Annotated in this window: 12 protein-coding genes; 3 read left to right on the top strand and 9 right to left on the bottom strand. The window is 61.8% G+C overall.

The window, feature by feature from the left end:
• Window positions 1-44 precede the first annotated feature (44 nt).
• Window positions 45-542: an outer membrane protein assembly factor BamE gene (gene bamE, locus CBW50_RS15845; RefSeq protein WP_086146447.1), complete on the top strand. Its 498-nt coding sequence runs from the start codon at window positions 45-47 to the stop codon at window positions 540-542.
• Window positions 543-709: 167 nt separating this feature from the next.
• Here the strand turns inward: bamE and CBW50_RS15850 are convergent, their stop codons facing one another.
• The 9 genes from CBW50_RS15850 to CBW50_RS15890 all read right to left on the bottom strand — a co-directional run bounded on the left by CBW50_RS15850 (window position 710) and on the right by CBW50_RS15890 (window position 10,482).
• Window positions 710-2,254 carry a 2-isopropylmalate synthase gene (locus CBW50_RS15850; protein ID WP_086146448.1) on the bottom strand — a complete coding sequence of 515 codons (1,545 nt, stop codon included), beginning with the start codon at window positions 2,252-2,254 and terminating at the stop codon, window positions 710-712.
• Between the two features lie 48 nt (window positions 2,255-2,302).
• Window positions 2,303-3,154: a CDP-diacylglycerol--serine O-phosphatidyltransferase gene (pssA, locus tag CBW50_RS15855; protein ID WP_086146449.1), complete on the bottom strand. Its 852-nt coding sequence runs from the start codon at window positions 3,152-3,154 to the stop codon at window positions 2,303-2,305.
• Window positions 3,155-3,325: 171 nt separating this feature from the next.
• The gene (locus tag CBW50_RS15860) at window positions 3,326-4,090 is read right to left on the bottom strand and encodes an SIMPL domain-containing protein (RefSeq protein ID WP_086146450.1); all 765 of its coding nucleotides are present in this window, start codon (window positions 4,088-4,090) and stop codon (window positions 3,326-3,328) included.
• A gap of 113 nt (window positions 4,091-4,203) precedes the next feature.
• A complete protein-coding gene (locus tag CBW50_RS15865; RefSeq protein ID WP_086146451.1) occupies window positions 4,204-4,959 on the bottom strand; it encodes an SIMPL domain-containing protein in 756 nt (251 codons plus the stop codon).
• A 207-nt stretch (window positions 4,960-5,166) separates the two neighbouring features.
• Window positions 5,167-6,393: an MFS transporter gene (locus tag CBW50_RS15870; protein ID WP_086146452.1), complete on the bottom strand. Its 1,227-nt coding sequence runs from the start codon at window positions 6,391-6,393 to the stop codon at window positions 5,167-5,169.
• Window positions 6,394-6,585: 192 nt separating this feature from the next.
• Entirely contained in the window at window positions 6,586-7,035 is a 450-nt protein-coding gene (locus CBW50_RS15875; RefSeq protein ID WP_139842533.1) for a hypothetical protein, read from the bottom strand.
• A gap of 111 nt (window positions 7,036-7,146) precedes the next feature.
• Window positions 7,147-8,163, bottom strand: a complete 1,017-nt coding sequence (ilvC, locus tag CBW50_RS15880; RefSeq protein WP_076567050.1) for a ketol-acid reductoisomerase — start codon at window positions 8,161-8,163, stop codon at window positions 7,147-7,149.
• A 73-nt stretch (window positions 8,164-8,236) separates the two neighbouring features.
• Window positions 8,237-8,728 carry an acetolactate synthase small subunit gene (gene ilvN / locus CBW50_RS15885; RefSeq protein ID WP_086146454.1) on the bottom strand — a complete coding sequence of 164 codons (492 nt, stop codon included), beginning with the start codon at window positions 8,726-8,728 and terminating at the stop codon, window positions 8,237-8,239.
• Between the two features lie 2 nt (window positions 8,729-8,730).
• Window positions 8,731-10,482, bottom strand: coding sequence for an acetolactate synthase 3 catalytic subunit (locus CBW50_RS15890; protein ID WP_172404781.1), 1,752 nt, complete (start codon window positions 10,480-10,482; stop codon window positions 8,731-8,733).
• A 497-nt stretch (window positions 10,483-10,979) separates the two neighbouring features.
• Between CBW50_RS15890 and CBW50_RS15900 the strand changes: the two genes are divergently transcribed.
• Together CBW50_RS15900 and CBW50_RS15905 are read left to right on the top strand one after the other, a co-directional pair.
• The gene (locus tag CBW50_RS15900) at window positions 10,980-11,549 is read left to right on the top strand and encodes an RNA polymerase sigma factor (protein ID WP_086146456.1); all 570 of its coding nucleotides are present in this window, start codon (window positions 10,980-10,982) and stop codon (window positions 11,547-11,549) included.
• Window positions 11,546-11,950 carry a DUF3619 family protein gene (locus tag CBW50_RS15905; RefSeq protein ID WP_086146457.1) on the top strand — a complete coding sequence of 135 codons (405 nt, stop codon included), beginning with the start codon at window positions 11,546-11,548 and terminating at the stop codon, window positions 11,948-11,950. The genes CBW50_RS15900 and CBW50_RS15905 overlap by 4 nt, the downstream gene beginning before the upstream one ends.
• Window positions 11,951-12,100 lie beyond the last annotated feature (150 nt).

Genomic DNA, 12,100 nt, shown 5'->3' on the forward strand with positions numbered 1-12,100 from the left:
TCTCGGCGCATGATAGGATTTTCCCGCATTTCAGGAGGACAAACATGAAAAAACTGCTCAAATTAGCAACAGCCGTGCTGCTGGCCGCGCTGGCCGGCTGCGCCAGCTGGAACGCGCCGCCGCCGCAGCCGGGCGAAGCGCGCGCCGCCGTGGAAGCGCGCCTGGGCCGGCCCACGGCCGTCTACCAGCTGCCCACGGGCCCGGAACTCGAATACGCGACGGGTCCGTATGGCCAATATACGTACATGGCCCGCTTCGGCCCCGACGACAGATTGATTTCCTATGAGCAAGTGCTCGACACGCCGGGCTTTGCCCGCATCAAGGTGGGCGTGTCGACGCAGCAGGACGTGCTGCAGACGCTGGGCCGCCCGACGGAAAAATCCTATTTGCCGCTGCCCAGGCTCTACGTCTGGTCCTACCGCTACAAGGAATCGGGCGTGTGGGATTCCATGATGCATGTGCACTTCGACCATGACGGCATCGTGCGCATGATGATGAACGGCCCCGATCCGGCCAAGGAAGAGCGCCGCTTCTTCTGGTAAACCATTACCGGCGGAACGACGCCTGATAAAACCGTGGCGAGCGGCAGTGAGGCTCGGCGTCCCCTTTCGGCCAGGAAGCGCAGCCGTGCTAGACACGGGGCCGCCGAGGCGGCGAGCATCGCCGGCCGCAAAGCGCGACGCGCAGCAGGTTTCATCAGGCGTCCTTCCTACGGCTGCGGATCGATGCGCTCATCCTTGGCATGCAGTTTGTTCAAGGCCGACAAATACGCCTTGGCCGAGGCGACGATGATGTCCGGGTCGGCGCCCACGCCGTTGACGATGCGCCCGTCGCGCGACAGGCGCATCGTCACCTCGCCCTGCGACTGCGTGCCCGTGCTGATGGCATTGACGGAGAACAAGACCAGTTCCGCGCCGCTGGCAACCGCGCTTTCGATGGCGTTGACGGTCGCGTCGACGGGCCCGTCGCCACGCCCCTCGCAGCTGCGCTGCTCGCCGCCGACAAGAAACTCCACGCGCGCATGGGGCACGGCGCCCGTCGTCGACTGCTGCGCCAGGGAAATGAAACGGTAGTGCTCGCTCTCCTGCGCCTGCTGCTCCTCGCTGACGAGGGCCATGATGTCTTCGTCGAAAATCTCGGATTTGCGGTCGGCCAGCTCCTTGAAGCGGATGAAGGCCGCGTTGACTTCCGCCTCCGATTCCAGCGCGATACCCAGCTCCTGCAGGCGCTGCTTGAAGGCGTTGCGCCCCGACAGTTTGCCCAGCACGATCTTGTTGGCCGTCCAGCCCACGTCTTCGGCGCGCATGATTTCATACGTCTCGCGCGCCTTTAATATGCCGTCCTGGTGGATGCCGGACGCGTGCGCAAAGGCGTTCGCGCCCACGACGGCCTTGTTCGGCTGCACGGCGAAGCCCGTGATCTGCGACACCATTTTCGAGGCGGCGACGATTTGCGTCGTATCAATGCCCACGGTCAGATTGTAATAGGCGGCGCGCGTGCGCAGCGCCATCACCACTTCTTCCAGCGCCGTATTGCCGGCCCGTTCGCCCAGGCCATTGACGGTACACTCGATCTGCCGCGCGCCGCCTATCATGACGCCGGCCAGCGAATTGGCCACGGCCAGGCCCAGGTCGTTATGACAATGCACAGACCAGATGGCCTTATCGGAATTCGGTATGCGTTCGCGCAAGCGGCGGATGGTGTTGCCGAAGATTTCAGGCACGGCGTAGCCCACCGTATCGGGGAAATTGATCGTGGTGGCGCCCTCGGCAATCACGGCTTCGAGCACCTGGCACAGAAAATCCTCGTCGGAGCGGCTGCCGTCTTCGGGGCTGAATTCGATATCGTCCGTGAACTGGCGCGCGTAGCGCACGGCGTTTTGCGCCTGCAGCAAGACTTGCTCGGGCGTCATGCGCAGCTTCATCTGCATGTGCAGGGGCGAGGTGGCGATGAACGTGTGGATGCGCTTGCGCTCGGCAGGCGCCAGCGCTTCGGCGGCGCGGGCGATGTCGCGGTCGTTGGCGCGCGACAGCGAGCAGATCGTCGATTCGCGCACGGCGCCGGCAATCGCCCGTATCGACTCGAAATCGCCCTGCGAGGCGGCGGCGAAGCCGGCTTCGATCACGTCGACCTTCATGCGCTCGAGCTGCCTGGCGATGCGCAGCTTTTCCTCGCGCGTCATGGAGGCGCCCGGCGATTGCTCGCCGTCGCGCAGGGTGGTGTCAAAGATGATGAGTCGGTTGCTGGTGCTCATGGCTGCTCCTCGCTGATGGAAAGAAGTGGCTACCGACCCAGGCCGCTGTCAGTGCTCCGGGTCCGTCTGGACTATGCTAACAGGCTTTCCCTTGGCCATGCGCCAGAAAAACACGGCGTAGCCGGACAAGCCGTAGGCAACGAAGATGGGGAACAACACTTTCGGCGGATCGATGGAAATGAGCGCAAAGAACAGTGCCAGCAGGAACACGACGATGAAGGGCACGGACTTGCGGAAATTGACATCCTTGAAGCTGTAGAACGGCACGTTGGTGACCATGGTCAGGCCGGCGAACACGGCGATCGTCCACGAGACCCAGGCCAGTTGGTTGCCGGCAAATTCGAGGTCGTTCATCAGCAGGATGAAGCCGGCCACCATGGCGGCGGCAGCCGGGCTGGGCAAGCCCTGGAAGAAGCGCTTGTCGACCACGGCGATATTCGTGTTGAAGCGGGCCAGGCGCAGGGCGGCGCCGGCGCAGTAGACGAAGGCGGCCAGCCAGCCCAGCTTGCCCATGCCGCGCAGCGACCATTCATAGATGACCAGCGCCGGCGCGGCGCCGAACGACACCATGTCGGACAGGCTGTCGTACTGGGCGCCGAATTCGCTTTGCGTGTTCGTCAGGCGCGCGATGCGCCCATCGAGGCCGTCGAGGATCATGGCGATGAAGATGGCCCAGGCCGCGTGCTCGAATTTCTGGTTCATGGCCATGACGATGGCATAAAAGCCGCAAAACAGGGCCGCCGTCGTGAAGGCGTTCGGCAACAGATAAATACCGCGGCGGCGCAAGGTTTTCTTGCCCGTGCCATCTGCCACCGGCTGGCGCACGAATTTGCTGAAGCGGGAAGCTTTGGATGCTGCGGGAGTGCCGTTCTTGCCTCTACGACGGGGGAAGTTTGCCATGTTGTTCCATATTTTGTGTACTGCGGGGTATCGGTGCCAGGCGGCGCGCACATGGCCATTACACCATGCGCGCGCCGATCCTGCCATTATAGAGGAGCCGCCGCCAAAGAAAAGTGCGATGGAGCAAGCTTGGCAAGATAGCGCCGCATCCAGCCTTGAACGCCGAACAAATTACTTGAACTTGATTTTGGCAACAAGGCCCATGTTCAGGGTGGTTTCGCCCGGTTCGAAGCTCGGTTCGGCCACCTGGCTGCCGCCGTAGCTGGCCGCATCGGCGCTCATGGCGCGCGCGCCGGCCATGTTGGCGCGCTGCGCATAGTTGCCCGAACCTTCGAAATCGATGGTGTCGATCACGGCGTCATTGACGTTGCGGCCCATGGCGCCGGCGATGGCGGCCACGCGCTCATTGAGATTCTTGTAGGCGGCGGCGATGCGCTGGTCGTCGAGCTTGCGGATGGTGGCGGGCGCCAGGCCGAAGTTCAGGCGGTTCAGGGTCAGCACGCCTTGCGCCGCGGAAACGGTTTTCGGCAAGGCGGCCAGATTGGTCGTCGTTACCTGCAGGTACTGGCCTACGCGCCAGCCCGTCGGCACGCGGGCCTTGGCCACGCTGCCTGGCGGCAAGGGCGCCGTTTCCGGGTATACGGCATACGTGTAGTAGCCCTGCGTCTTCAGCACGGCTTGCGGGTCGGCCTTCTTGACGATGGCCACGCCCTGGTTCATCTTCTGGTTCACGCGCGAGGCGGCGGCGGCCTTGTCCTTGTCCTGCTCTTCGATGGCCAGGGTGACGGTCACCTGGTCGTTCGCCTGCACCACTTCACCGTTGGCGGGCACGACCACGAGGGTGCCGGCGGTGGGCAGGCTTTGCGCATGGGCGGACAGGGCAACGGTAGCGGCGGCGGTAACGGCGGCGGCCAGCACAGCTTTCATGACGGTCATATATTTCTCCTTGGGAATTTGATACTCAGACGCGCGGGGAGCTTGGGTGCTCCCCGGCTTTTACTTGACGACTACTGTACCGCGGGCGGGGCACGCGGCGCAAACACGCTTGCTTACTTGAACTTCACCTTGCCGACGACGCGCATGTCGAGCGTCGTTTCGCCCGGCTCGAAGCTCGGCTCGGCGACGACGCTGTCTTCGGCCATCTTGGCGCTGCGCATCATCATCGGCGCGGCGGCCGGACGGCTTTCGGTGGCGTAATTGCCCGAACCTTCGAAGTCCACCGTATCGAGCACGGCGTCGGACACGTTGCGGCCCATGGCCCTGGCGATGGCGGCCACGCGCTCGTTGAGGTTTTTATACGTGGCGGCGATGCGCTGGTCGTCCAGCAGGCGGATGGTTTCCGGCTTCAGGCCGAAATTCAAGCCATTCAGGGTCAGCACGCCTTGCGCCGCCGACACGGTTTTCGGCAGGGACGCCAGGTTGGCCGTCGTCACTTCCAGGTACTGGCCCACGCGCCACGCCGTCGGCAGGCGCGGCTTGGCCACGGCGCCGGCCGGCAGCGGACGCTCTTCCGGATACACGGGGTAGGTGTAATAGCCATACGATTTCAGCGCAGCGGAAGGATCGGCCTGCTTGACGATGGCGATGCCCTTGTTCATCTTCTGGTTCACGCGCGACGCGGCGGCGGCCTTGTCCTTGTCCTGCTCTTCGATGGCCAGGGTGGCGACGACCTGGTCGTTGACATGCTTGACTTCGCCAAATGCGGGGACGACCACCAGGGTGCCGGAAGTCGGCAGGGATTGCGCTTGCGCACTCAGGGCAACGGTGGCTGCGGCGGCAACAAGGACGGATTTCATCACGGTCATGGGGGTACTCCTAGGTGGTTAATATGGCTGACAGCCCGCGAAAGGAACGCTTTTGCCGTCCCTTTCGCTTGAGAAACTTGTCAAACTGTGTAGATTCTAACGCCTCGTTCATTCCCGTGGCGCAAATTAACAAATCGTCACAAAATGCGTCTGGCGGTCACATTTACTCACATTTTAATAACAACGTTATTTTAAATGGCAATGACATCAATGTCCCGCCACCACGCCGCCCGTGCGGCGGCCCGGCTTGAAACTGTAACGGCGCGCGCGCCAGGCGATGCCCAGCGCCACCAGCAGCAGGGCCAGCATGGCCCACGGGAACGACGCCGCGCCATAGCCGTCGAGCAGCATGCCGCCCGTCAGGCCGCCGCCCGCGATGGCCACGTTCCAGATGGTCGCCACCATCGCCTGCGCCACATCCATGCCGTCGCCGGCCGCGTCCGCCGACGCCGTCTGCAGCAGGGTGCCGGCGCCGCCAAAGGTGATGCCCCAGATGGCCATGCTGACATAGATCACGGCGGGCGAGTCCATCGCCAGCCCCAGCGCCACCATCACGAGGGCAAAGGCGGCGATGCAGCCCAGCACGAGCGGGCGCAGCCAGCGGTCGATCAGCTGGCTGACCAGCCAGATGCCGGCCAGCGAACCCACGCCATACACGAGCAACACCAGGTCGACGCGGGGGCGCAAGCCGGACGGCGCCAGGAACGGCGCGATATACGTATATAAAATGTTATGCGCCAGCATCCAGGCGACGATCACCGCCAGAATCGGCCGCACGCCCGGCGTCATGAACACCTGGCGGATCGACAGGCGCTCGCCCTGCTTTTGCCCCGGATAATCGGGCACGGCCAGCAGCACCCACGCGACCAGCACCACGGCCATGGCGGACATGACGCCGAAGATGCTGCGCCAGCCCAGCACGCCGCCCATCAGGGTGCCCAACGGCACGCCCAGCGACAGGGCCAGCGGCGTGCCGATCATGGCAATGGCCATCGCCCTGCCCTGCTGTTCCACGGACACCATGCGGCGCGCGTAGCCGGCCATCAAGCCCCAGGCCAGGCCGGCGGCCATGCCGGTGACGAAGCGCGCCACCAGGGCGACGACGTAGTTGGGCGCCAGGGCCGTCGCCGTATTGAAGATCAAAAAGCCGATGATGGCCAGCAGCAGCACGTTGCGCCGGCGCCAGCTGCTGGTGAGCGCCGTCAGGGGAATCGCCGTCAATATGGAACCGATGGCGTACACGGTGACCAGCTGGCCCGTCATGACTTCGGAAATGCCGAGGTCCTTGGCAATCTGCGGCAGCAAGCCGGCGGGCAAGGTTTCCGACAGGAGGGCGAGGAAGGCCGTCATGGCCAGGGCCAGCAAGGCCAGGACGGGAATGGAAGAGTCAGCAGCAGCCTGCGAGGGCGCCGTGGCGGTGATACGGTCAGTCATGGGGGTCTTTCTGGTTGCGCAAGCGGCTAAAAAACCAGCGCCTGGCGTGCTACAAAAGCGGTGATGCGCGTTGCGGTCGGCAGATACCGAAACAGATGCAGTCCACAGGAAACTGCAAAGGAAGGGCGGGATTATATAGGAGGCGGGCGAAAAGCGTGCGCGCCAAGACAGCCGTGCTCAAGCCGGCCGCGCTCAGGCTGGCGTCATGCAGGCGTCATTGGCCGCCTTGCGCGGCGAAAACCAGGCATTCGATTTCGGACTGTACAGCAAGGCGCAGATGACGGCGAACAGGAGCGCGCCAGGCAAGACGCTCATCTTCAGCGGCACGGTCGCCAGGCAGAATGCAATGTCGATCACGCCCCACACCAGATACACGGTGCGCGCGCCACGCTGCCTTTGCAGCATGGCCAGCGCCGCCACCACGGTAATGCCCTGACTGAAGATCAAGATCGCGTATTGCACCTCGGCGGGAATCGCGCCGTCCGCCATCCACGCCTGCATGGCGGGATCGTTGCGGCCGAGGTAGGCTGACACCAGCGCCGACAGCGAGCCGATGACCAGAAACCAGCAGCTGATGGCAACCGAGGCGGGACGCTTGAGCACATGAAGATTGCCGACAAAAACTTTAGAAAAAACAAGCATGAGGCTGACGCTATGGTTGAATGGACCTGATTGTAACGGATGTTGGCGGCCAGGCGCCCGCGCACAAAAAAAGCCGGCTTGCGCCGGCTTCCTGTGAAGAACGATAATTATTTAGTTCTTCGACTGGTCAACCATCTTGTTCTTGGCGATCCAAGGCATCATGGCGCGCAGTTTCGCGCCCACTTCTTCGATCTGGTGCTCGGACGTCAGGCGGCGGCGCGAGATCAGGGTCGGTGCGCCCGCCTTGTTTTCCAGGATGAAGCTCTTCGCGTATTCGCCCGTTTGAATGTCTTTCAGGCATTGACGCATCGCATCCTTCGTGGCCGAGGTGACGACTTTAGGACCGGTCACGTATTCGCCGTATTCGGCATTGTTCGAGATCGAGTAGTTCATGTTGGCGATGCCGCCTTCATAGATCAGGTCGACGATCAGCTTCAGTTCGTGCAAGCACTCGAAATACGCCATTTCAGGCGCGTAGCCCGCTTCCGTCAGGGTTTCGAAGCCGGCCTTGATCAGTTCCACGGCGCCGCCGCACAGCACGGCCTGTTCGCCGAACAAGTCCGTTTCGGTTTCTTCACGGAAATTCGTTTCGATGATGCCGGCACGGCCGCCGCCGTTGGCCGAGGCGTACGACAGGGCGACGTCGCGGGCGATGCCCGATTTGTCCTGGTACACGGCGATCAGGTGGGGCACGCCGCCGCCCTGGGTGTAGGTGGCGCGCACGGTGTGGCCCGGGGCTTTCGGCGCGACCATGATCACGTCGAGGTCGGCGCGTGGCACGACCTGGCCGTAATGCACGTTGAAGCCGTGGGCGAAGGCCAGCACGGCGCCCTGCTTGGCGAACGGCGCGATGTTTTCGTTGTAGACCTGGGCGATGTTTTCATCCGGCAGCAAGATCATGATGACGTCGGCCGCTTTCACGGCGTCGTTGACTTCCGCCACCTTCAGGCCCGCTTGCTCGACCTTGGTCCACGAAGCGCCGCCCTTGCGCAGGCCGACGGTGACGTTGACGCCCGAATCGTTCAGGTTTTGCGCGTGCGCATGGCCTTGCGAACCGTAGCCGATGATGGCGACGTTTTTGCCTTTGATCAAGGAGAGGTCAGCGTCTTTGTCGTAAAAAACTTTCATGGTATTTCCTATATATTTGATGATGCGTTGTATGGGGGTGCGGCCGTGGCCGCGTACTGCTGTTTTTATACTTTTATACTTTGAGGATGCGTTCGCCGCGGCCGATGCCGGACCCGCCCGTGCGGACGGTTTCCAGGATGGCGGCGCGGTCGATCGAATCGATGAACGCGTCGAGCTTGACCTTGTTGCCGGTCAATTCGATCGTGTACGTCTTTTCGGTGACATCGATGATGCGGCCACGGAAGATATCGGCGGTGCGCTTCATTTYCTCGCGCTCCTTGCCCACGGCACGGACCTTGATCAGCATCAACTCGCGTTCGATATGCTGGCCTTCGGTCAGGTCCACCACCTTGACAACCTCGATGAGGCGGTTCAGGTGCTTGGTGATCTGCTCGATGATGTCGTCCGAGCCGCTGGTGACGATGGTCATGCGCGACAGGGTCGAGTCTTCCGTCGGCGCCACGGTCAACGTTTCAATGTTGTAGCCGCGTGCCGAGAACAGGCCCACCACGCGCGACAGGGCGCCCGCTTCGTTTTCCAGCAAAACAGAAATAATATGGCGCATGATTAGAGATCCTCCGAGCCGAGCATCATTTCGGACAGGCCCTTGCCGGCTTTCACCATTGGCCACACGTTTTCAGACTGGTCGGTAATGAAGTTCATGAACACCAGCCTGTCTTTCATGCCAAACGCCTCTTTCAGGGCGCCGTCGACGTCGCCCGGTTTTTCAATTTTCATGCCCACGTGGCCATACGCTTCGGCCAGCTTCTCGAAGTCGGGCAGCGAATCCATGTACGACTCGGAATAGCGCGAACCGTAATCGATTTCCTGCCACTGGCGCACCATGCCGAGGAAACGGTTGTTGAGCATGATGATCTTCGGCGTCAGGTGATACTGCTTGCACGTGGCGAGCTCCTGGATGCACATCTGGATCGAGCCTTCGCCCGTGATGCAGGCAACGGTGGCGTCCGGATTGGCCATCTGCACGCCCATGGCGTACGGCAAGCCGACACCCATGGTGCCCAGGCCGCCGGAATTGATCCAGCGACGCGGCTTGTCGAAGCGATAATATTGCGCCGCCCACATCTGGTGCTGCCCCACGTCGGAGGTAATGAAGGCGTCGCCCTTGGTAATCTCGTATACTTTCTCAACCACCGATTGCGGCTTGATGACCAGGTCCGAGGTCGGATATTTCAGGCATTCGCGGCCGCGCCATTCGGCGATCTGCTTCCACCAGTTGCTCAGGGCATTGACGTTCGGCTTGGCTTCGGCCGCGTCAAGCTGCGCGAGGAACTCGATCAGCACGTCCTTGACGTTGCCGACGATGGGGATATCGACCTTCACGCGCTTGGAAATCGACGATGGATCGATGTCCACGTGGATGATCTTGCGCGGATGCGAAGCGAAATGCTTGGGGTTGCCGATCACGCGGTCATCGAAACGGGCGCCGATGGCGATCAGCACGTCGCAGTTCTGCATCGCCATGTTCGCTTCGTAGGTGCCGTGCATGCCGGGCATGCCGACAAACTGCTCGCTCGAGGCGCGGTAGGCGCCCAGGCCCATCAAGGTGTTGGTGCACGGGAAACCCAGGCGATCGACCAGCTTGTTCAGCTCGGCCGAGGCATTTGCCAGGATCACGCCGCCGCCCGTGTAGATCATCGGGCGTTCGGCCTGCAGCAGCAGCTGCACGGCCTTGCGGATCTGGCCCGAGTGGCCCTTGTCGACGGGACGGTAGGAACGCATCTCGACTTCCTTCGGGTAGTCGAAATGGCATTTGTGCATGCTGATATCCTTGGGGATATCGACCAGCACGGGTCCCGGACGGCCGGTACGGGCGATGAAGAACGCCTTCTTGATCGTGGCCGCCAAATCCTTGACGTCCTTGACGAGGAAGTTGTGCTTGACGACGGGGCGGGTAATGCCGACCGTGTCGCATTCCTGGAACGCATCCTGGCCGATGGCGTGGCTCGGCACCTGGCCGGAGATCACCACCATGGGAATCGAGTCCATATAGGCGGTCGACAGGCCCGTGACGGCATTCGTGACGCCGGGACCCGACGTGACGATGGCGACACCGACCTTGTTCGAGCTGCGCGAATAGGCATCGGCGGCGTGGATCGCGGCCTGCTCGTGGCGTACCAGGATATGCTGGAATTTGTTTTGCTGGAAGATGGCGTCGTAGATGTAGAGTACGGCCCCGCCCGGATATCCAAAGACGTGCTCGACGCCCTCTTCAGCCAGACAGCGCACGACAATTTCTGCGCCCGTGATCGGTCCTGTTGCGGAACCTGTTGCAGGTCCCTTTGCTTCGGTATTCATGAAACATTCCTTTCAAGGTCCATTGGAGATTGATCGGATGTTCTTTCCTGACGAGGTACGCCTAACGCAACAGTGCTCCTGCTTCCCTTTTCATGCGGTCACGCAATTTCTTTGGGCACCCATAGATACCTTACAAAACAACGCTTAACGCAACTCGTTTGGCCGGAGTTTCTGTGGCGCCTGTACGAACCGCTCGCGCTTGTGGCGCGGGTTAGAACAAACTGCCTACAAATGAAAGCGCGTCTTGCCGCTGCTGGCCTTGTGTGCCGGTCGCGACCTGACCATAGGGCTTTGGGGTGTTCAAAGCGTCCCCTACGTTATCGCGTTGCACCATTATGGTCAAGGAAAATGTCAGCCGAAAGCCCTTTTTGCTCGCACCACATGCAAAAACCCTGCGGAAACGCACATTTTTTGCTAGCATGCTCATGGTTGCAAAAAGCATACCCGCCTCCCTTTCGCCCACAGCACACGCAGCCGTTAGCTCGCCCCCATACCGCATGGCAACAGACAAAGAATTATCCGACTTTCTAGAAAATGTCGAGCGGCGCGCTTTCAAGCAGGCCGCCTACGCGGTCCGCAAGGATGAATCGGCACTCGACATCGTGCAGGACGCGATGATCAAGCTGGCCGAGAAATACGGCGACAAGCCGGCCGCCGAACTGCCGATGCTGTTCCAGCGCATCTTGCAGAACACCATACTCGATTATTTCCGCCGCGAAAAAGTTCGCAACACCTGGGTCAGCCTGTTTTCCGGCATGAAGCCCTCGGGCGACGAGCATGAAGATTTTGATATACTTGACACTTATGAATCGGAACAGGGCTCCAGCGCCGCCGAATCCTCGGCCGACCAGGTCGAACGCGCGCAAACCCTTGATTTGATTGATGAAGAAGTACAAAAACTGCCGTCACGTCAACGCGAAGCCTTCCTCATGCGTTATTGGCAGGACATGGATGTGGCTGAAACAGCGGAAGCGATGGGTTGCTCCGAAGGCAGCGTGAAAACACATTGCTCTAGAGCTACCCACACGCTCGCCGAATCGCTGAAAGCCAAGGGAATAAAATTATGAACACCGACGATCTCAATTTCGCTTACAAAGTGCGCCATGCACTGAACGAAAAACTCGACGACCTGCCCGCATCGGCCACCGATCGCCTGGCAGCGGCACGCAAGCTGGCCCTGTCGCGCAAGAAGGCGGACGCGCCCGCCGCCATGGCCGCGCGCGAAAACGTGTTCGCCGGCGTGGCCAGCCAGTTCTTCGCCGAGCCGCTGTCATGGCTGGGCCGCATGAGCGTGGTCATCCCGCTGCTGCTGCTGGTCGGCGGCATGGTGGGCATCTATCAGTTTGAGCAGGAACAACATATTGCCGAACTGGCAGAAATCGACGCCGCCGTCCTGTCGGACGAATTGCCGCTGTCTGCGTACATGGACCATGGCTTCAACGCCTACCTGACGAAACGCGAGCAATAAGCATGGCACGCTCAAGCGTACGCAATGGCTGGCTCGCCGCCGGTATCGGCCTGGGCGCCTGCGCCCTGGCCGGCGCCGCCTGGGTAGGCGCGCAGCAACATCCCGCGCCCGCCGCCGTCCCCGCGCCGGCAGCGGCAGCACCCGCCCCCG

The organism is Janthinobacterium sp. GW458P (genome assembly GCF_002127585.1).
Taxonomy (GTDB): Bacteria; Pseudomonadota; Gammaproteobacteria; order Burkholderiales; family Burkholderiaceae_D; genus Janthinobacterium.